At 44.8% G+C, this 24,631-nt stretch carries 5 protein-coding genes and 1 pseudogene; 4 read left to right on the forward strand and 2 right to left on the reverse strand.

Annotated features, from left to right (window positions below; all coding sequences use genetic code 11):
• Window positions 1-1,343: 1,343 nt before the first annotated feature.
• A pseudogene (locus E7413_04735) lies at window positions 1,344-1,526 on the reverse strand (hypothetical protein).
• A gap of 3,422 nt (window positions 1,527-4,948) precedes the next feature.
• Between E7413_04735 and E7413_04740 the strand changes: the two are divergent.
• The 4 genes from E7413_04740 (at window position 4,949) to E7413_04755 (ending at window position 23,262) form a co-directional block, all read left to right on the forward strand.
• Window positions 4,949-9,526, forward strand: a complete 4,578-nt coding sequence (locus E7413_04740; GenBank protein MBE7019163.1) for a carbohydrate-binding protein — start codon at window positions 4,949-4,951, stop codon at window positions 9,524-9,526.
• Window positions 9,527-9,667: 141 nt separating this feature from the next.
• A complete protein-coding gene (locus tag E7413_04745) occupies window positions 9,668-14,104 on the forward strand; it encodes a right-handed parallel beta-helix repeat-containing protein (protein ID MBE7019164.1) in 4,437 nt (1,478 codons plus the stop codon).
• Between the two features lie 110 nt (window positions 14,105-14,214).
• A complete protein-coding gene (locus E7413_04750) occupies window positions 14,215-19,998 on the forward strand; it encodes a right-handed parallel beta-helix repeat-containing protein (GenBank protein MBE7019165.1) in 5,784 nt (1,927 codons plus the stop codon).
• 210 nt (window positions 19,999-20,208) lie between these two features.
• Entirely contained in the window at window positions 20,209-23,262 is a 3,054-nt protein-coding gene (locus E7413_04755) for a hypothetical protein (protein MBE7019166.1), read from the forward strand.
• A gap of 605 nt (window positions 23,263-23,867) precedes the next feature.
• Here E7413_04755 and E7413_04760 read toward each other — a convergent pair.
• Window positions 23,868-23,921, reverse strand: coding sequence for a hypothetical protein (locus E7413_04760; protein ID MBE7019167.1), 54 nt, complete (start codon window positions 23,919-23,921; stop codon window positions 23,868-23,870).
• Window positions 23,922-24,631 lie beyond the last annotated feature (710 nt).

Genomic DNA, 24,631 nt, shown 5'->3' on the forward strand with positions numbered 1-24,631 from the left:
CAAAATATAGTTTGATTTTTCTCACGTTGTTGCTTTAAAATAGCGTGAGAGCATACAAACAAAACAAACAAAAGGGACTCGGCAGGAGTGCTATGCTCCTGCCGACCCGAATGTTAAGATAGAACCCAAATCTCCCCGAGATGCAACTCTATTGAGGAAAAATTCTCCCATATTTCAGATGACTGAGAATTTTGGAGGACGTTTCCTCTGTAGAATTGCGACATCAAAGAAATATTGAAACCCAAAAATTAATGAAAGGATTTCTTAAAATTTATGAAAAAATTATTGTCTGCAATTCTTGTAATTGCAATGTTGTGCAGTATGCTTGCGGGATTAACCGTATATGCGTACACCGAAATCAGTATTCTGGCAACAGATTTCAGTTTAACGGTAGGGGAGTATAAAGACAATTCTCCCAATGGCTTTGATAATTCCACGTACTTAACAAAATACTACCCCGTGGAAGTATACAGCGGGAACTATGGTACTTTTGTGGAAATGCTGAAAGGTGAATGGCTGACTTACCGTTTCAACGTGGAAGAAGCCGGTACCTACAGTCTGGCACTGGATGCGGGAACCTCCGCAAAAACTTCCATCACCGTGAAGGTAAACGGCACTTCATACGATACCTCTCTTCCTTCCACATCCGGTGTTTTGAACTTTACTGAATTAACCAAGTTATGTTCCTTCTATTTGAATGAAGGGGTAAACGAAATTGTAATTCAGAACAATGGTGCTTATTTTAACTACCGTGAGCTGATTTTATCTTCCTCCGTAGGCCCCAATACGGAAGCTGATTACGAAGAAGAGGAAGGCATCATCTGGTGGGGCAATGCCAGATGGGAAATCGGCTACAACGGTTACTATGGTGATTTTAAAGCAACCGATTTCACCGGTGACTATTCCGGTACCGTAGGTTCCGGCACCTTTACCATGAAACCCGGCGACCATGCAACCTATACCTATAACGCACCCTATACCGGCGTGTATGCAATGCAGATTCAAGTTTCTTCTTTACCGGAAGGAACTGCTGCAATCCGTGCCGTATCCGGTGACTATTACGCAGAATTCTTTATGGAATATCCCGGTTGGTCCAATTCTAACGATAACCTGCAGGACCAGCCCATGTACTTTAAAAAAGGCGCAAACACCGTTGTGGTAACCAATGTTGGCGATGCATCTGTAACCGTGAGTGCTTACGATTTTGGACGTTTGGATGCAACCGGCTGTAATTCTTTGGAACTTTTGCCCTTAGTAAGAAAGGTGGCAGATATGCCGGCAGAGGGAGCAACTCCCACATTCTGTCCCACGCCTACTCCTACCAAAGCACCGGCAAACACTCCCACTCCTACTGTGAAGCCCACACCCACTCCCACAGTAAAACCAACCGCAACTCCTACTCCTACGGTGAAGCCTACTGCAACACCTACACCGACGGTGAAACCTACGGCAACACCTACTCCTACGGTGAAGCCGACTGCAACTCCTACTCCTACTCCTACCGTGAAACCTACCGCAACGCCCACCCCGACACCTGCTCAGGTAACTACCTGGATTGGGAACGTCAAGAAGGAGCCTGCGTTTAATGGTTACAGCGGGGAAGTAGCTGCAACCAGCTTCAGTGGTGACTATTATGCACAAAGCGGTCATATCAGCGGTGATAATTTCACCATGTCAAACGGGGAATGGGGAACCTACTCCTTTAATGCTCCCTATACCGGAGTGTATGGTGTTCAACTGAGGGTGAATGCCATCAGTGGTAAAACCACCGTCCGTATGGTTTCGGGTGACTATTATGCTGATTTTCCGCTCACCAAAACCGGTTGGACCAATCAGACCGGTGTGCTTGTTGACCAGCCCATGTATTTCACCAAAGGGGCGAACACCTTCACCTTAAAAAATATCGGAGCAAATGAGGTAACCTTATCCGATTTGGATTACGGTTTCTTAAATGCCACAGGATATGATTCCATGTCTTATATGAGTTTTGTAAAACCGGTATCTTCTATGCCGGCAGAACCTGTGGTTACTCCCACTCCTACTGCTACCCCCACTCCCACTCAGGCACCCACTCCCACTCCTCCGTCCGTAAACCCGGATGTTTCCGACAGAGCGATGAGAACGGTGTACGAAGGGGAAAATTATAAATCCGGAAGCTTGTCCAAAACCACCTATAATGGTGCTTCTGTGGCAACAGCAACTTCCGAATCTTCTGTTACTTACACCGTAACTGTCCCCGAAGATACTATCTACAATTTATATATGAAGGGGGCTGCCTGGAAGGATGTTTCCTTTGACATCGCTTTGGACGGAACCGTATATTACTACGAAACCGCTCATTTCCAGAGTGACAGAAACTCCACCTTCTCCTACAATGAAGAATGTGTGGCAACCTTCCCCTTATCCAAAGGAACACATACCATTGGATTCACCTTCTACTGTGATACCTACTATTTTGATTCCTTCACCTTGGAAGACACCTATTCCAAAGAGTATCAGATTCTTTACGGAATCAAAGATATTGCCACATCCCAGGGTATATATGAAGCACTGCTTTCCGCAGGGGATTACATTTATGTTGACGTGGCAGCTGACACCGCTGATTTAGCTTGTCCCGAAATGGCATTCTGGGGTATGGTCGGTAAAGATTACAGCACGCCTGCAGAATTAAAAGCGCTGTATGAATCCGTGCTGGCTGACGAAGTGGCAAATCCCACCGTCAAAATCAAAAATGCTTCCAATGTTTCAGTTTCCGATTTACCTGCAGGAAAATCTACCGTTACTGTGGATTGTGCAGATATTCCCAAGAATACTTCTTTGGTTTGCGCAATATACAAGGGCGGGAAACTGATGCAGATTCCTCAGGTTCAACTGAGCAATTCCACTTCTGTTTCCTTTAGTTTAACGGATGTGCAAGCAGGAAGCGAACTGAAAATTTTAGCAATTACCGATATGGAGGATTTAAAACCTTATACTTCCTCCGGCACTTATATGGATTTCTACGTTGCAACCAACGGAAAATCCACTAATGCAGGAACCTCACCCGATGCGCCGTTGGCAACTTTGGCGCAAGCGTTGACCAAAGTGAAATCCGTAAACTCCCAGATGACCGGTGATATTATCATTCACGTGGCACCCGGTGTGTACCGTAGTAATGTGACCATTACAATCGACCCTGCGATGGGCGGTCAAAACGGTTACAAGGTCATCATCCAAGGGGACGACCCGGATGACAGACCCGTTCTTTCCGGTGGGGAACCCTTAACCGGTAAATGGTCCAAGGTTTCCGGCAAAAACTACTGGGTAGCTTCTACCTCTACCCGTGAAACCAGAGCACTGTATGTGAACGGTTATCAGGCGGTACTGGCAAGAAGTGCAGAATGTTACAGCGGTTCTTACATTACGCCATCCAGTCCGAAAAACGAAGATCACACTGCAGACGGTATTAAAGTAAGCTTGTCCAGCTATCCCAATATTTCCAAAGATTTAGGTGGGGAAACCAGAATGCATATTGTATTCAACTTAGCTTGGGCAAATCAGCGTTTCCCCGTTGACAGTGTGAAGTATGATTCCAGCTACGCATATGTTAATACCACTTATCCGTATTACAATGCATTCCTGATGGATGGACATACTTCTACGGTTCAGCCGCTCAAAAACAGAGATTTCTATTTAGAAAATGCTATGGCGCTTTTAGATGAGCCCGGCGAGTTCTATTTTGACAAAGCCAACCGCAAAATGTATTACTATCCTTATGCCAATGAGGATATGACTACTGCAGAAACCTATTGTGCAGTAACCGACGGTTTATTAACCATTCAGGGCGCTTCTTCCACAAACCGTGTGGAAAATGTGGAATTTAAAAACATTTCCTTCAAACACGGTGCCTGGGATGACGCCACCACCTATGGTGCAGCATTCAACCAGGCAGACGAGCTTCGCCGCGGTACCGCAACCGGTTATTCTCAGCATCTGATGCATACACAGATTATGGTAAACTTTGCAGACTCTGTGGTGTTTGACGGTTGTGAATTTGCCAATATGGGCTCTTCCGCAATGTATATGGTGGAAGGGGTTACCAATTCCAAAGTAGTAAACTGTGATTTTCACGATATTTCCGGTGGCGGTATTTCCGTTGCCAACTATCTGCACAACAGTAACTATTCCAGTGTCGGACGATGCAGGAATATTGAAATCGGAAACAACGTGTTCCGCCGAATTGCACAGGAATTTATGAATCTGCCTGCAGTTGCTGTATATTATGCGGATTCTGTGAATGTACATCACAATGATATCAAATACCTGCCATACAGCGGTATTTCTATCGGTTGGGGTTGGGGATACTACGAACCCGACGACACCGGTAATCACACAGTTTCTTACAATAAAATTGAAGAGGTCTGCAAGGTGTTGGATGACGGTGCTCAGATTTACACCTTAGGCGACCAGCAAAATATGCATTTAAATGACAACTATTTAATCGACCCGGGTAACTACCGTCGCGGCGGTGTTTACTTTGATGAAGGTACCGGATATATCTCTATGACCGATAACGTGGTACAAAAAGCAAAAGATTCCGGTGACTTCTGGCTCTTTGCAAGAAAATATGTAAATTTAAATGACAACTATGTAGCTTATAACCACACCGATGGCGGTGACCCGAGAAGATTTGCCACCTTCCCCATGGATACCTCCGGTGTGAGCTATGGCACCAACTACATCAATCAGACATCTTGGAAAACCACAGCACAGAGAATTATGGCAGAAGCAGGTGTGGAAGATAAAGAAAGAGTAGCAGATGTGGATTATTATCCCGCTTGGCGAACCATTCCCATGTTCCACATTCCCGATGATGCTATCATCGACTAAGACTCAATCCAATCGGACCTTACTAATCTCTGTCCGATTCTAAAAAAACAAACGATTACGTTTGAAGGAGGAGTTTCCCTTGAAAATCGCATTGAAAAAACTATTAGCATTCTGCTTGTTGGTTTCTATGCTGGCAAGTATGATGGCAGTTCCCGCATTTGCGGCAACCCCCACCTGGACCGGTAAGTTCAGCACTTTAGATGCTGCTTACAAAAACGGCTATGTGGGTGAGTACTACGGCTTAACCACCTTCACCAAATCTAATGGTACCGAATCGGTTGCCGGGGTTGACTATCAGGCATCTTCCGGTGCTCCCTTCGGAGCAGATGGTTCCTTCACCATGGTAGTGGGTGACTGGGGTTACTATGAAATTACCGCTCCCTACACCGGTGTGTATGCGCTGCAGATGTCCACAGCATGGATTGGCGGCGACGGCACTACCACCGTTCACGTTACCACCGATGAAGATTATCTGGCTCAGTTCAACTTAAACTCCCCCAGCTGGAGTTCCGGTTGTAATCAGGACCAGCCCATTTATTTAAAAGAAGGTAAAAACATCATCAAAATTGAATTGATGGGAAATAACAATGCAATTGTGAATGCATTGGATATGGGTCGATTGGATGCACAAGGTGCAGACAAATCCTTAGACTTTTTACCCTTAGTAAAAAGCGTGGATTCTCCTGTGCAGATTCCCACTCCCACTCCCATTCCGTCTCCCACTCCGGAACCCACCGAAGCTCCCTTAACCTGGCCCGGTGCGTACAGCGATTTGGGTGATGCCTATAGAAATGGCTACACCTCCACCGTGGAAGATATCAAAGCTTCTTTCCGCAACGGCGCTGATGCTGTTGCAGGAACCGATTATCAGGCATCTTCAGGTGCTCCCTTTGCTGCAAACGGTGCATTCACCATGATTGCAGGGGACTGGGCTTATATCACTGTTGATATGCCTTATACCGGTGTGTATGCAATGCAGATTCGTACCGACTGGTTCAGTGGTACTCCTGTTAACTGGCATGTTACCACCGAAGACGGTTACGAAGCAACCTACAACGTGACTGCTACAAGTTGGAGCTCCGGCTGTAAACAGGACCAGCCTATGTACTTCAAAGAAGGGAAAAACACCTTTAAATTAGAATTACGCGGTGATTACAATGCAACCGTTTCTTCTATCGACTTTGGTCGTCTGGATGCTACCAGCGCAGAAAAATCCTTAGATTTTCTGCCCTTCGTAAAAGTGACCGGCGCTCCCGAACCGACTCCCACTCCCACTCCGGCACCCACTCCCACTCCTACTCCCCAGGAAATTACCAAATGGATTGGTAACGTAAAAGCAGAACCTGCTTTCAACGGTTACATCGGCGGTTTCGGAATGGATGCAATCACCGGTGATGTGAACATGGATGAATCCCACTTAAACGGTGCTGATTTCACCATGGTAAACGGAGAATATGCAACCTACACCTTCAACGCTCCCTATACCGGCGTGTATGGTATGCAGCTTTTGGTTAAAGCGATTGGCGGCAACACCACCATTCGTGTGACCAGCGGCGACTATTATGCAGATTATTACCTGACTCAGACCGGTTGGACCAACGGTCCCATGTATCAGGACCAGCCCTTGTACTTTGTGGAAGGTGCTAATACCATTAAAATTGAAAATATCGGAACCTATTCCGTTATGCTTTCCGAAACCGACTTTGGTCGTTTGGACAAAGCAGGATACGATTCCACTGACTATATGCAGTTTGTGAAGAAAGTGGCAGACCTTCCGGTAGCAACTCCCGAACCTACTGTTGCTCCCACCACTGCTCCCACCGCAACTCCCGTTCCCACTGCAAAACCCACTCCCACTCCTACTCCTACTCCGAATATTACCGATTCTGAGTATATGATTATCACCGAAGCAGAAAGCTATACCTCTGCAAGCGGTGTTTCCAAAACCACTTATGATGGTGCAGCAGTTATCAGTGCTGCCAACGAATCCACCTCTACCTACACCGTTACTGTTCCCGATACCGGGGTATATAACCTGTACTTCAGAGGTGCTGCATGGAAAGATGCTTCCGTTGATATCACCGTTGACGATAACTATGTGTCTTACGAAACCATGCATTTCAATGTGCCGAAGGATTCTTCCTATCCTACACTGAACGAAAAAATTTGTTCCTTGAATTTAACTGCAGGCACACATACCATCAGCTTTACCTATTTCACTGATGTGTTCTACTTTGATGCATTCCGTCTGGAAAACACCAGCAGCAGAACCTATCATCTGCTCTATGGCTTCAAAGATGCTACCACTTCTATTGAGGCATATAACATTTTAAAAGAATGTGGTACCTTGATTGATATCGATGTGGAAGCTGACACTTCCGATTTATTCTGTCCGGAAATGTCCTTCTGGCCTATGGTTGGCAAGAACTTTGATTCTTTAGATGATATGCTTGCAGTATACAATGATGTTGTTGCTGCGGAAGCATCTAACCCCACCGTAAAATTATACAATTCTTCCAATGTTCTGGTGAATAAAGTTCCCACAGGCAATGCAAGAATGATTATCAATACCTCCAATATGCCTGCAAAATCCACCGTGGTTGTGGCAGAATACAAGGGCAGCAAGATGGTTGGTAACTTAAATACCTTACCAAGTACTTCCACCACCGTTAACTGCAACTTAACCGGTTTAACCGCACAGAGTGAGCTGAAAATCATGGTATTCTCCGACCTGGCAGAAGTAAAACCCTACTCCTCCACCGGCGTTTACAAAGATATTTATGTGGCAACCAACGGGAAATCCTCCAACGATGGTTTAACTCCCGAAACCCCAGTAGCAACTGTTGCACAGGCATTAAGCAAAGTAAAATCCTATAATGCTTCCATGACCGGCGATATCGTGGTACATGTTGCTCCCGGTGTATACCGCAGCAACACCACCATTGCAATCGACCAGAACATGGGCGGTATGAACGGTTACAAAGTTATCATCAAGGCAGAAGATCCCGATAACCGTCCCATTTTATCCGGTGGGGAACCTTTAACCGGTAAATGGACCAAGGTTTCCGGTAAAAATTATTGGGTAGCTTCTACCACCACTCGTGAAACCAGAGCATTATATGTAAACGGTTACCAGGCAACTTTAGCAAGAAGTGACGTTTGGTATACCGGAAAAGACCTGATCAAACCTGCAAATCCCCAGAATGACGTGCACGTTGCAGACGGTTTTGTGGTAGATATCGAAAGATGGGATACCACCTTCCCCAGAACTCTGGGAGATGATACCAGATTGCAGGTAGTATTCCAGAAAAACTGGGCAAACCATCGTTTCCCCGTGGAAAAAATTGTTTACGGTGATTACTATGGTTATGAACACGCCTATATCTACATTCCGTTCCCCAAATATCACATCTTCGTAAATGATGATGCCACCACCTCTACCATTCAGCCCACCGGTTCCTTCTATTTGGAAAACTCTATGGATCTGCTGGATGCTCCCGGTGAATTCTTCTTTGATAAAGATGCTCGTAAGATGTATTACTATCCCTATGCAAACGAAGATATGAGAACTGCAGAAACCTATTGTGCAGTAACAGATGGTCTGATGACTGTTACCGGTGTAAACGCAACCAACAAAGTTTCCAACATCGAGTTTGACGGCATCTCCTTCCGCTACGGTGCCTTTGATGATGCAACCACCAACGGTGCAGCATTCAATCAGGCAGACGATATGCGTGTGGGTGGCGAAATCTGGTATGGTAGCTATATGTTCCCGGCACAGGTTACCTTAAAATATGCTGACAGCGTAGTATTTAAAAACTGCGAATTTGCAAACTTAGGCTCCAGTGCAGTGCTCTTTGAAGAAGGGGACACCAACTGCCGTGTAACCGGAAGCTCCTTCCACGATATTTCCGGTACCGGTGTAGTAGTGGGTAACTTCTTACACGATAGAAACATGGATGCTTCCAAACAGCGTTCTACTCACATTGAAGTGGATAACAACATCTTCCGTCGTTGTGCACAGGAATTCTTAGGTACCACCGCAATTGCGATGTACTATACCGGTGATTCCAAAGTTCATCATAACGATATCGCTGATATGCCTTACACCGCAATCACTGTTGGTTGGGGTTGGGGAGCAGCGTTACCCGATGATTGCGGAAACAACGTAGTATCCTATAACAAAATTGAAGATGTTATGCAGACCATGTATGACGGTTCTCAGATTTACACTGTTGGTTTGCAGGGCTACAACCAGATTAACGATAACTACTTTATCGATCCGGGCGACCACTTAAGAGGCGGTCTGTACCTTGACCAGGCAACTCAGGATCTGTATTTCAGCGATAACGTGTTCACCGATGCAAAACCCACCACTGACCGTTGGTTGTTTGCAAGAAGATACGTTCAGATTGACAACTGTTACGGTTCTTATAACCATACTGACGGTAGAATGCCTTCCACCGGCGGTTCCTACGGTTTTGACAGCTCCGGCGTAACCATGGAAAACAATAACGTAAGCGTTACCAGCTGGTCTTTATCTGCACAGAGAATTATGTCTGAAGCAGGTGTAGACAATCAGGAGGAACTTCAGAGGGTAGACTTCTATCCGTCCTGGAGAACCATGCGTATGTTAGACGTTCCCGCAGAGGATTAATCTGTGATAGCGTTATCATCGTTATAAACCTTAAAAAAACTTCGGGATAAGTTTGAAAGGACGACTTATCCCGAAGTGATTCCCAAAAAATAATCCCCCCGTACTATTTACAAAATTTTCAGCTTAAGGAGGGGCATAAACGTGCAAACAAGCTTTAAAAAACTTATTTCGTTTCTTTTAGTTTGCACCATTATGAGCAGTTTATTGGTAGTTTTTGTACCAATGTCTGCAGCGGCAAGCGAAACCATCTCGTATACCAATGCACCGTATGCAGGTGTGTATCAGGTAACTTCCGACAAAGCAGTAACTCTGACCAACGAAACCGGTCATACTGTTACCTTAAAAGCAGGGAGTTCTGATTACTTCTACCTGATCAAAGGTAATAACGACATTACCAAGAGTGTTGCATCAGCAAACTTAACCTTTACTGCATTAGACGGCAATGGTTTGGATTATCTTGATCAAGTTTCCCAGACCAACGAGCCTATTCCTGTTGGGCAGGAAGATGTGGTAGTTACATTTGCTACCAAGGATGAACCCCATCTCGATCCCGGTGAATCCTACACTTTCACCTACACTCCCTCCAAGAGAAAGAACGGGATTGTGTATCCCTATCTTGCCTTTAACGATCCCAACGAATATGTGTTAAAGATAACCACCGATACCGGTTATCAGACTACCATATATAAACCCGCAGGGTACCCTGTTACTTCTTATGCTTGGGAAGACAGCAAAAAAACAGACCCGGCTTTAATGTATGTGAGAGATGGAAAAAACACCATCACCATTGAAAATATCAGCGATACCCAATCTGTGATTCATGCCATTCGTGTGCACAGTGGCGGCGAGCTGATTGGCAATTCTTATTGGGATGCACAGATGAAAATGGCAGAGTTGGTTGTGATTCCGTTTACTGAAAGCGGCACCACACCCACTCCGATTCCTACTGTTGCACCTACTCCGACTGCAACCCCAAAACCTACCTATGCACCGGCCGGAACGATGGAATACACTGCGGAGAATGCAGGAATCTATCGAGTAACCGCCGATCAAGCAGTGACCCTAACAAATGAAACGGGAAGCACGCTAACCTTAGCGGCGGATGACATCGGATATCTTTATCTGATTCAGGGTAACAATAAGATTACCACCTCCAATCCATCCGCTACCGTAACCTTTTCCAAGCTAACGAATTACGGAATGAGTTATCTTTCCAAAATCACTACCTCCTATATCCCCTATGCCACCGAACATACCTCCTTTGGAGATCGACTCGATGTGGGTATTCACAATTATTTGGTAGGGGGAGAGGGAACCTACTCCACACAGACCAATGACATTGGTCAGTATATTGCCCTAAGCCCCGGTGCTTCTGTTACCTTACAGGCAGAGGTTTCTGCCGATGGTGCAGGCATTGTGTATCCGTACCTGGGTGTGTGTGACAATAAGGCGCATAGCTTTGTTGTGACCTCCGATACCGGCTTCTATGCCGAACTTATGAAAAATAATACCACCGGTTGGCAGACCACCTGCTGGGCAGACGGTTCTGCACAGATGGATATGGAATTTCTCTATTTAAGAGAAGGAACCAACACCATCACCATTTTGAATACCGGAAGTAACACCGCTACCGTTGCATCCCTTCGTATGTCTATGACAGATGGTTCCGACGGCGTGAAAAACCATGCAACATGGGGTTCCCAAATCAATTTAGTCAATTTAAAGGTAACAGAAGGGGCAAGCTTGCCTTCACCTGTTCCCACTGCCGAACCGACTCCCACTCCTCCCTCGGTAAACCCAGATGTTTCCGACAGAGCGATGAGAACGGTGTACCAGGCTGAAAATTATGCCTCCGGCAGCATTTCCAAAACCACCTATGCCGGCACGTCAGTTGCCAAGGCGGGTTCGGAATCCAACGGTAGTTACACCATTAACGTAGAAGAAGATACAGTTTTCAATTTATATATGAAGGGCGCTGCCTGGAAGGATGTTTCCTTTGATATTTCCATCGACGGAACTAACTATTTTTATGAAAATATGCACTTCCAAAGCGACCGCTCCGCCACCTATTCTTATAACGAGGAATGTGTGGCAACCTTCCCCTTATCCAAGGGAACGCATACACTGAAATTTACTTTCTATTGCGATACATTCTATTTTGATTCTTTCACCTTAGAAGACACCTACTCTAAGCAGTATCAGATTCTTTACGGAATCAAAGATATTGCTACCTCTCAAGGCATTTATGAAGCCCTGTTAACCTCCGGCGATTACATTTATATTGATGTGGAAGCCGACACCCAAGACCTGGCGTATCCGCCGATGGCATTTTGGAGTATGGTTGGTAAGGAGTATGACACCCCTGCAGAGTTGGTTGCTCTTTATGAGGCAGCACTGGAGGAAGAAGCAGCAATCCCCACGGTCAGAATTAAAAACGCTTCCAACCAGGTGGTTGCAACCCTTCCGGAAGGACGTTCCACTGTGACCGTGAATTGCTCCAATATTCCTCGCAACATCACGCTGATTTGCGCAATTTACAAAGGCGGAAAGCTGGCGCAAATCCCAAAAACAGCAAGTAGCACCTCTACCACTGTTTCCTTTGGCTTAACAGATGTGGAAGCAGGTAGCACGCTTAAAATTCTGGCATTCTCCGATATGGATGAGATTACGCCCTACACTGCCAGCGGTTCCTATATGGATTTCTACGTGGCACCCGGCGGAAAATCCACCAATGACGGATTATCGCCGGAAAAACCTCTTGCCACTGTGGCACAAGCCCTTACCAAGGTAAAATCCGTAAATGCTTCCATGACCGGTGATATTGTCATTCATGTGGCTCCCGGTGTTTACCGCAGCAATACCACTCTTACGATTGACCCCACTATGAGCGGTCGAAACGGATATAAGGTAATTATCCGGGGAGACGACCCCGAAAATCGTCCGATTCTATCCGGTGGCGAATCGTTAACCGGTAAATGGAGCAAGGTTTCCGGCGAAGAATACTGGGTAGCTTCTACCACCACCCGTGAAACCAGAGCCTTGTATGTGAACGGCTACCAGGCAACTATGGCACGAAGCGATCAGTGGTATTGGGGAGATCCTATTACTCCAAGCTCGCCCAAAAACAGTTCTCATAAAGCAGACGGCATCAAGGTAAGCTTGAAGGAACGTCCTGATATTTCCAGAGAATTAAAAGGGGAGTCCCGGATGCAGATTGTATTCAATCTTGCATGGGCAAACCATCGTTTTCCGGTAGACAGCGTTACCTATGATTCCAACTATGCATATATCAACACCAAATATCCCTATTTTAACGCATATTTGCTCAATAATCATACGCAAACCATTATGCCTATTGACCCCAATGGCCATATCAGAGCATTCTATTTGGAAAATGCAATGGCACTCTTAGATGAACCCGGTGAGTTTTATTTCGATAAAGCTAACCAAAAAATGTACTACTATCCCTATGCCAACGAAGATATGACCACTGCAAAAACCTATTGTGCCGTAACGGATGGATTGCTCACCATTCAAGGTGTCAGCTCCTCTTCCAAGGTGGAAAATTTGGAATTTCAAAATATTTCCTTCCAACACGGTGCCTGGGACGATGCCACTACCTACGGTGCGGCATTTAACCAGTCTGACGAGCTTCGCATCGGCACCCAAACCTATTATACTCAAAAGCTGATGCATGCGCAGGTTTTGGTTTCTTATGCAGATTCCGTTGTGTTTAACGGTTGTGAATTTGCTTGTCTTGGCTCCAGCGGTATCTATTTTACCGAAGGCGTGTCCAACTCCAAAGTGATTCACAGTGATTTCCACGATATTTCCGGCGGCGGCATATCGGTAGGAAGCTATCTGCACAATAAAACCTACGACGGCAAGGTGGAGCGTTGCTCCAATATTGAAATCGGAGACAACATTTTCCGCCGTTGTACCCAAGAATTTTTGGGACTGAATGCAGTTGCCGTGTATTATGCAAACGGCGTAAACATTCATCATAACGACATCAGAAATCTGGGCTACACCGGAATTGCCGTAGGCTGGGGATGGGGCTACAATGCTTCCACCCAATGCGGTAATCACACGGTGGCATACAACAAAATCCAGGATTGCTTGCAGGTATTGGACGATGGCGCCCAGGTTTACACCTTATGCGATCAGTTAAATACCCACATTATGGATAACTATTTTATAGATCCCGATGACTTCCGTCGCGGTGGCTTATATCTTGATGAAGGCTCCGGCTACATTCAGATTTGCGATAATGTGTTCCAAAAAGCCAATGATTCCGGTGACTTCTGGCTCTTTGCAAGAAAAAATGTTCACTTAAATGACAACTATGCAGCCTATAACCATACCGACGGCGGTGACCCCAAATATTTTGGCACCTTCCCGTTGGATACTGCCGGTGTGACATACAGCTCCAATAACATCAATGTTCGCACCTGGAGCCAGACCGCACAGCGTGTTATGGCAGAAGCAGGCGTGGAAGATAAGTCCAGAGTTGCTGCTATCGACTATTATCCCACCTGGCGTACCATGCGTGGTGTGGATAAACCTGCAGACGAATAAATTCTGTTCAAAATAATTCTCGGAATATGCTTTTTTTGCATATTCCGGGAGAAAAATAAAAACCCCCGTAAACCACATTATATTTTCAACTTAAGGAGGGTCTTGACATTATGACAACAAGCTTTAAAAAGTTACTATCGTTCCTTCTGGTATGCACCATGATGTGTAGCCTGCTGGTAGCTTTAGTACCCGCAACTGCAGTGCTTGCAGCAAGTGAAGCTATCTCGTACACCGATGCACCTTATGCAGGTGTGTATCAGGTAACTTCCAACAAAGCAGTTACCTTGACCAACGAAACCGGTCATACTGTTACCTTAAAAGCAGGTGTTGCCGATTACTTCTACCTGATTAAAGGTAATAACAACATTACCAAAAGTGTTTCATCAGCAACCTTAACCTTTACCGCATTAGATGGTAATGGTTTGGATTATATCAACAAAGTTGCTATGACCAAAGAGCCCGTTCTTCCCGGTGATACCGGCGATACGGTTGCAGGCTTTAGTTATGTGACTTTGGCTCCCGGTGCAAAACACACCGCAACCTATACTCCGGGTGTAATCGATGCAGGTCTTGTATATCCCTATATTGCTCCCGCATCTGGCGCAGGTAACTCTGTAAGAGTAACCACCGATACCGGCTACTATGCAGACATCTATCTTGCTTATAACTATAGCTCTTCTGCATGGGCAGATGCTGCTCGTCAGGATCCTGAAATGCTCTATGTAAGAGACGGCAAACAGGAAATTACCATTGAAAATATCGGTACTTCCTCTGTTACGCTGTATGCTGTTGGCATTCGTACTACCGGTGTTTTAGCGGAAGCTGATTACTGGAAAGACCAGATGAATATGGCATCCTTGAAGGTTGTTCCCTATAGTCTCACTCCCGAGCCGACTCCGGAACCGACTCCTGAAGTACTTACCGTTACTTACGAAGCACAATACGCAGGTGTTTATGCAGTTTCTTCCAACAAAGCGGTTACCTTAACCAACGAAACCGGTTCTGTGGCAGCATTAACTGCAGGCGCAACCAAATACATTTACTTAATCGCAGGTGAAAACAAAATCACCACCACCGACCTTGATGCAGAATTAACCTTTACCGCTTTAGATGACAATGGTAAAGCTTACTTCAATCAGGTGAATATTCCCAAAGAACCCATCATCTCCGGTCAGGAAGACAGAGTTGCGTCAGCTATTTACAAAGCTTTGGCTCCCGGAGAAACCTATACCTTTACCTATACTCCTTCCAAAGGAATGGCGGGTATCGTATATCCCTACATTGCCTTCAATGGTGGTGCAGAAGCTACTGTCAGAGTTACCACCGATACCGGCTTCTATGGCGATATATACAATCCTGCAGGAACCAGCGGCAGCTCCCAAGCTTGGGCAGATGCAGCAAGACAGGATCCCGAAATGGTATATGTAAGAAATGGTGAAAACACCATCACCATCGAAAACATCGGATCCACCGATACTACACTGTACACTATTGCAATTCATAGTGCAGGAGAACTGGTTGGCAACTCAGCCTGGGATCCTCAGATGAAAATGACTGAGTTGAAAGTGGTTGCATACAGCAACGAACCCGAAGCAACTCCCACTCCGACTCCCACACCTGTTCCCACTCCTGCTGCAGACTTTGTTACTTACACTGCTCTTTATGCAGGGGTGCACAAAGTAACTTCCGACAAAGCGGTTACTTTGACCAGCGAAACCGGTTCCGTTGCAGCATTAGCAGCAAACGAAACCAAATACATCTACTTAATCGCAGGTGTAAATAAAATTCAAACCACTAACAAAAATGCAAACGTAACCTTTACCAACTTGGAAGATAACGGCCTGGCATATATTGATCAGATTTCTGCTCCTTCTGTATGCTACGCAGTAGACCATACGCAGGCTATTAACAGCCTGATGTCTCTGGAATCCGGCGCATCTGTTACTGTAAATGCAACTGTAGGCGCTACCGGTGCAGGTATTGTTTATCCGTACCTGAATGTTCAGGATGACCTTCAGCATACCTTTGAAATCACCTCCGATACCGGCTTCTATGCAGAAATTACCAAAGATGCTGCCGGTTGGCAGACTACCTGTTGGAAAGACGGTTCCAAACAGCAAGATATGGAATTCTTGTATGTAAGAGAAGGCGTAAACCAGATCACCATCACCAATACCGGTTCCAATGCTGCACTCATCGGTTCCTTGCGTTTGTCTAAAACCGCAGAAACCGCAATCAAAGACCATGCAGTATGGGGTCCTCAGGTTAATCTGAAAAACTTAAAAACTTTGGAAGTAGATCTTCCCACTCCTACCGCTCCTCCCACCGCAACCTTCGCTCCGGTTGGCACCATCACTTATGATGCTCCCAGCGCAGGTATCTATCGTGTGGCTTCTGATAAAGCGGTAACCTTAATTAACGAAACCGGTTCTACCGTAACCTTCTCCGGAAGCGGTACCGTAAAATATTTGTATATGATCAAAGGCGTGAACAATCTGAGCACCTCTGATTTATCTGCAGATATTACCTTCAATGAGTTAGATGCATTCGGTATGAATCATCTTTCCAAAATCGAAACTGCATTTACTGCATACGGCAGACAGCACGTTTCTGTTGCTGATATCCACAATTTTGTGGAAGCAGACGGCACCTATCAGACCGGTACCAATGAGAACGGTAAGTTTGTGAATCTGTCTCCCGGTGCTGCGATTACTTATGAATTAACCATGTCGAAAGACGGGGCAGGTATCGTATATCCCTACCTTGGTGTATTAGATGGTGCAGAAAACACCTTTGAAATCACCTCCGATACCGGCTTTTATGCAGAAATTTTAAAACCTGTAAGCAGCGGTTCCTTCTGTTGGGCAGATGCCGACAGATTGGATATGGAATTCTTGTATGTAAGAGAAGGCAAGAACCTGATCACCATTAAAAATACAGGTTCTTCCATTGCAACCGTAACTGCGTTGCGTCTTTCCATGACTGACGGGGAAGACGGTCTGGCAGACCACGAAACTTGGGGTCCCCAGATGAACTTACAAAACTTGAAAGTCTTCAGCGGAAGCAGCAATGCAGCTCCCACTGCAACTCCCGCACCCGTTCTGCCCGATGTTTCCAACACAGACTTATACACGGTTATTGAAGCGGAAACTTCCGTTTCCACCGCATTAACCGAACAAGCTACCTACAACGGCAAAAACGGTCTGAAACTGACCGATATGTACACCGAAGCAGCGTACACCTTGGATGTGGCGCAGGAAACTGTTTACAACCTGAATATGGTTGGTGCTGCTTGGAAAGATGTAAACTTCGACTTATATGTGGATGACACCTTAGTGGATTACGCTACCATGCATTTTGATAATGACAGAAGCGGAACCACTTGGGCATACCAGCAGGAAGAAGTGGCGCAGCTTCACCTGGATGCAGGTACTCACACCTTAAAATTTGTGTTCTACTGCGATACCTTCTATTTTGATTCTATCGTTTTGGAAGACACAAACTCCATGTACTATCATCTGATTCACGATTTCAAAGATATTACCACCGCGGAAGGTGCATTTGATCTTCTGGAAAAATACGGCGCATCTGCAAACATCGACGTGAATGCAGACACCGTAAACCATGTATATGCACCCATGTCCTTCTGGAATATGGTTGGTAAAAACTACGAAACTGCAGCCGAAATGCTGGAAGCTTACAACGAATGTATCGTAGATCCCACTGTAATCGTGAAGAATGCTTCCGGTCAGGAAGTTAGTGCAATGCCCGAAGGCACTGCTTATGTGTCTGTGGATTGCATGAACATTCCTTCCGAGGTTACCTTAATTGCAGCAGTTTACAGCGGTAAACAGCTGGTAGCAGTAACTGCTATGACCAGAGAAAACGGTCTGGCAACTGCAGCGTTCACTGAACTTTCTGCAGGTTGCAATCTGAAAGTACTGGCAATGACTGATTTAGCAGAAGCTGCTCCCTATGCAAAAGAAGTTTACGGCACTCCTTACCGTGAAATCTATGTGGCAACTACCGGTAAATCTACTAATGCAGGTACCAAGGAAGCTCCCGTAAACAACTTAGCAAATGCACTGAAAATTGTAAAAACCATCAACGCTGATATGACCGGCGACATTATCGTAAATGTTGCTCCCGGCACTTACAAAAGCTCCGTTTCCATTGATATCGATTCCACCATGGGCGGTAAAAACGGTCACAAAGTTATCATTCGTGCAGAAGATATGAACAATAAACCTGTTTTATCCGGCGGGGAAGACTTAACCGGTAAATGGAGCAAGGTAGACGGTGAAAACTACTATGTAGCATCTACCTCTACCCGTGAAACCAGAGCCCTGTTTGTAAACGGCTATCAGGCTACCTTAGCAAGAAGTGACGAATGGTATTCAGGTGCCCTGATGAATCCTGCCGAAAAGAAAAATGATTCTCATGTAACTGACGGTATTCTGTTGTCCCTCTCCGGTGGCAACAAAGACTTCCCCAAAGGTTTAGACCAGCAGACCGAAGTTCAGTCTTCCAGAATGCAGATCGTATTCAGTCTGCAGTGGGCAAATCATCGTTTCCCCTTAGACAGAATCGAATACAGTGGTAGCAATGCCTACATTTACACCACTTATCCCTACTACAATGCATTCTGTATCGAAGGATTACACACCTCCACCATCACTCCCGGTCAGGGACAGAAATTCTATTTGGAAAACTCTCTGCTGCTCTTAGATAAACCCGGCGAGTTCTACTTCGATAAAGAAGATCGCAAAATGTACTACTATCCCTACGCCGAGGAAAATATGGCTACCATCGAAACCTGGTGTGCAGTAACCGACGGTATGATGAATATCACCGGTGTTGGCAGCAACAACAAAGTTACCAACTTAGAATTTGACGGTATTTCCTTCCGTTACGGCGGATATGATGACTTTACCGTAAAAGGTGTAGCATTCAACCAGACCGACGAATGGAGATTAGGCGGTGAAACTTACTACGGTCAGCATTTGTTCCCCGCGCAGATCGTGGCAAAATATGCAGATTCTTTAGTATTTAAAAACTGTGAATTCGGTTCTATGGGCTCCAGCGCCATCATTTTGGAAGAAGGCGTTTCCAACTCTCAGATTACCGGTAGCTATTTCCACGATATCGCAGGTACCGGCGTTGTACTCGGTGACTACAGAGACGGTAATTCTGCAGCCTCCGGTACGGAACGTTGTAAAAACATTGAAATTGACAACAATATCTTCCGTCGTACCGCTCAGGAATTCCAGGGCTTAACTGCAATTTCCGTATATTATGTGGGCAATGCAAACATTCACCACAACGATATTAAAGATACCTCTTATTCCGGTATCGTTGTTGGTTGGGGTTGGGGATATGATGATCCCGTTGACTGCGGTAATCACAACATCTCCTACAACAAGATTGACAATGTAATGCAGACCATGGGTGATGGTGCTCACATCTACACCTTAGGTAATCTTCGCGGAACTCAGATTAACGATAACTATGTCATCGACCCGGGTCAGATCAAAGCTCCCGGCATCTACTTTGACCAGGGTACCGGTTACACCAACGTTTGTGATAACGTTGTAACTAATGCTTATGACAATAGCAGCGAATACTGGTTCTTTGCAAGACAGCTTGTAAATATCAATAACTGTTTTGCAGGATATAACCATACCGATGGCAGAGACCCCTCTAAAATTTATGGCACCAACGGAACCAGCACCAAGGAAGTTGCTTTAAAAGGTAACTCCTACAGAGTATCCACCTGGTCTACCGCTGCACAGAGAATTATGGCGGAAGCAGGGCTGGAAGATAAAACCAGATTAAACGAAATCGATACTTATCCCACCTGGAGAACCATGCGTATGCTGGATATCCCGAATTAACTCAGGGATGCACAAAGAAATAATCGGACTGCTTTGTTGCAGGTACCAATGATTCTTAGTGTTGATGTTTTAAAAACTGTTTCTCGGGCAGAGGAGTAGATGCCTCTGCCCGGGGAACCCCAAATTTTGAAAATAATTTTAGTTACATATATTTCGCTAATAAAAATTTTATATATATCAAATTACAGCAAAAATTAAGGAGGATTGCTTATGAACCGTAATTTGAAACGAGTGCTTTCATTAGCACTTATGATGGTTGTTTTGGCAGTGAATTTTGTAATTCCCGCTTTTGCAACCGAACCCATTTCAGTGTCCTATACGGACCTTCTTTCCAACACACTAACCGGTGGTAATGGAACTTTGTTCTTTGATACCACCCCTGGTAACAGTACCCCCAGTACGGGTTTGGATCAAGGTAACTATAACAGAAGTTATGCTCCCTTGGAAGTGTGGTCAATGGCTAACCGTGCATCTTTAAGTATGTCAGCTAGTGAATGGGCAAGATTTGAAGTGACTGCTCCCACTGCAGGTTTTTATTCTGTTGATGCGACCTATGGTTGCGGTTCGACAGCCGGTGCAGATTTCGTGATTCGTACCGAATCTACCATTATCGAAACTCATCTGGCAAAAAGTGGTCAGAATGCGTATTCGTTCACCACTGCAACTAATTTGGGTTATGTGTACCTGGCAGCAGGCACCAACTACATCTATGCAGATAACAAATCCAGTGCAGTTATAAACTTTAAAGGTTTTGACCTGACCTTAGACGATACTGCAGATGCTACCGATGTAGCATGGATTGCTCCCATTGCAAGTGCAAATGAAATTGCTGATTTAACCGTTGTTTTTAATGATGGTTACAATCAGGCAGAAGTTGGCACTGTTACCTTCATCAATATGGACATTCCTGTTGATGGTAAATATCAGGTATCTGTAATGGGTAAAGCAACCGGTTCCAATACCGTTTCTGCTGATTTTGGCGGCGATGCAATCACTGCTACCGTTTCTAATGATGCATATGGATATGCTGACATCGGTGTGTTCCCCTTAACTGCAGACACTTACACTCTGACTTTAGAAGGCTTTACTGATTACAGCCTGGCTTGGGTAAAAGTGGACTATGTTTCTCCCTACGAAACCGACGTTGAAAGCGAATCTTTCGCTGATGGCGATACCGTTGCAAGAGGTACTGACAACTTAACCATTACCTTCAATGACAATATGATGGATACCGCTGCTGCTACCTTAAGCAACGATATTCCCGTTGAAGTTACTGTTGACGGTGCAAAAGTTATCGTTTCTTTCTTAGAAACTTTAGCATACGAAACCGACTACACCTTAACCGTTACCGGTTTACAGGGTGTAAACGATGCAGAAGCATTAGAAGACAAAACCTACACCTTCACCACCGGTGACGAATCTGCTGATGAAGGTACTGATGCAGTTGAAGTAACTGACGTTACTTCTTCTCGTGAAGATGTTACCATTACCGGTACCGTAAAAGGTTCCACCGGAAAAGGTATCAAAGGCAGAACCGTAACCGTTACTTCTCCCGAAGGTGCTGAAGTTGCAACTGTTACTTCCGGCGACAATGGTGTGTTCACTGCTGAATTCACCATCGCAGACGGTACCGATGCAGGTGCTTATACCTACACCGTAACCGCTGAATATGGTGCAACCACCAATGCAGTTGTAAGCTATGTATCCGAAGCAGAAGAATTAAGAATCTTAGATTTATTCTTAACCGCAACCACTCCCGAAGCTGTATATTCTATTTTTGAATCTTACGGCGAAATCTTATTGGTTCCCAATTATGCAACAGATTGTGCTTCTTTAGCAAATGATGCTCTGTTCTTAGGTCATTTTGAAAGAAAAGACTTTGTTGCAGTAAGAGATGTTGCTCCCTTCTACAACAAAATGCTGACATTAGAAGGTATGAACCAGGCAACTCGTGGTTCTGACGTGGATGATTATCTGACTGAAGAAATTTGTGATTTACTGGGTATTAGATCCGATAAAATGGATTTAATTATCAAAAATGACCCCGGCAACAGTAAGAAAAGCTCCTTCGCTGCAAAAGTTGCACAGGACACCAATAACAATGGTGCAAGCACCTCTGAAGCAGCATTCTTAGAAAGAATCGCAACCTTACTGGATGCTTGGTTATTAGAAACCAACAACATCACCGCAACTAGCTTAGATTTATCTGAAGCAACTACCGCTTGCAGATATGCAGGTGAAATTGCAATTCCCTTAGACTTTACAGTTGCACAGTCCAAAGTAAAATCTGTTGTAGTAACTGTTACTACCGCTGAAGCAGGTTTATTAGCAAATGCACAGGCAGTTGTTGATGGTTTAGAACCCGTGGATGCTGTAATTAACGGTGATACCGCAACCTTCACCATTGATTTCGAATACGATGCAGCAAAAGTATACGATGAAGTGGGTAAAATTTCTCTGCAGGCATCTGTCATCGCAACTCATGATATTAATGTGGATGCAACCGTTATTTACAGATTTACCACTCAAATCACTGACGAAGAAGGCAACCCTGCTGACATTAATGTGGATATGCCCATCGCAGTAGCAGGTGGCACCATTCGTGCAACTGTATCTCCTGCTCAGTCCAGCAGTCCTTCCAGACCTACCGGTAACACTGGCTATGTTGCTCCTCCGAAGGAAAAAGTGGAAGAGGAAGATGATTCTAATAAATCTAAATATTTCTTCGATGATATGGGCGAAGCTCTCTGGGCTCAGGATATGGTTCATGAGTTAGCTGCAAAAGGAATCATTTCCAAAAACGAAGAAAGAATGTTCCGTCCTATGGACAGCGTAACTCGTGAAGAATATGTAAAAATGCTGGTAACCGTTATCGGTTCTCACAAAGCTGATGCAAAATCTACCTTATCTGATGTTTCCGCAGATCACTGGGCAACTTCCTACATTGCAACCGCTCAGCAGTTGGGTATCGTTCAGGGTAATGCTGACGGCACCTTCGGTTTAGGTCAGAGAATTACTCGTCAGGATATGGCTGTAATGCTTTACAGAACTTTCCAGGTACTGGGTATCGACCTGCCGGAAGGCACCAATGAATTCACAGATTCCAATGATATTGCAAGCTATGCAAAAGCAGCAGTTAGCGCTTTGGAAAAACAGGGTATCATCAACGGTATGGGTGATGGCACCTTTGCTCCTGCTAACAATGCTACCAGAGCACAGTCCGCAAAAGTAATTTACAGTATGATGGAGGTGTTAGGTGTATGATGAAAAAAGGTTTTTCCCTGTTATTAGTTCTGACTCTGATTCTTAGCTCCTTTGGTTTGGTTGCTTCTGCAGCATCCGGCGGTGCAAGTCAGGTTATTTCTGAATTCAACATTATGCCCCAGAGCTGCTCTGCAGACTCCGACAATTTAGTAACCCGTAGAGAATTTGCTTACACCATTGCCAATATTTTAGGCAGTGGTGAAGCAGAACCCCGTGAAACTCAGTTTGTTGATGTTACCGTAGACGAAGCAGATTCCGGTTACATTTACTATGCAACCATCAACGGCTTCTTATTACCGGAAGGTAATATGTTCTGCCCCAATGATCCTATTTCTCTGTATGATTTCAACGATGCAGTTATCAAACTGTTAGCTTATGAAACCATCGCACAGGCAAATGGCGGCGGCGTTGACGGCGCAATCAAAACCGTTAGAGATTTAAAAATCTATAACAAAGTTACTATCAACAATTATGAAACCGTAACCGTAAAACAGTATCGTCAGTTGATTTACAACCTGATGACTGCAGATATTACCGAATTTAACTACAGCTATGATAAAGACGGTAACATCAACTTGTCTAGAACCGGTGCTACCAAAACTATCTTATCTCAGTACTTTGGTATTTCCCGTTACTACGGTTCTATCGTTGATGTAAATAACTTAAAACCCAGCGCAAGATTCAAAGTGACCAAAAACGTGTCCGAAGCAAATCCCGAAATCTTAGCAGTAAATCAGGAATATGATTTCTTATCCAACGGTAAAGTGGATATGAACTTCTACAAAAACATTCCTGTTGAAATTTGGATTGACAGCGACGGCGTTATCGTTTACATTGCTCCCCAGCAGAATGTAGAAGTGTTCTACGATGTGATTTACAGCGTAAACAACGATACCAATCCTGACAATGCGTATGCTTTAAATCTGGTTGAATCTATTGAATTAAACCGTGATGAAAAAGAATATAAAATTGATCCCAAAGCAAGCGTTAGCTACAACGGTGCTATCACCAAAACTCCTGTGAAATTAGCAGGCAAATATGCGAAAATCGTTTTAATTAACAACAAAATTACCTTTATCGAAACCTGGAACCTCCAGGAAGGCGGTATGGTAAGAGAAGTAAATAACAGCTACATTTCTTTCTTCAAAGGGGAAGCTGAAGGTAGAGTAAAGAAAATCGGTGAATATGAAAACATCATGGTTATCATTGATGGCAGAAGCACCGACCGTACTCAGATTAAACCCGGCAGCTTATTCTACTATTATCAGACCGATGATCAGTTAGTAGTTGTAGTTTCCGAAAAAACCATCTCCGGGAACTTAGAAAGTATGTCTACTGACGAAATGGAAATCGGAAGACATTTCTATCC

The sequence above is a fragment of the Oscillospiraceae bacterium genome, assembly GCA_015068645.1.
In the GTDB taxonomy this organism is placed as follows: domain Bacteria; phylum Bacillota; class Clostridia; order UMGS1840; family UMGS1840; genus SIG452.

Bases quoted from the DNA above. Each gene is read 5' to 3' on its own strand.
- E7413_04755 (MBE7019166.1), top strand. From the start codon at position 20,209: ATGAACCGTAATTTGAAACGAGTGCTTTCATTAGCACTTATGATGGTT.
- E7413_04750 (MBE7019165.1), top strand. From the start codon at position 14,215: ATGACAACAAGCTTTAAAAAGTTACTATCGTTCCTTCTGGTATGCACC.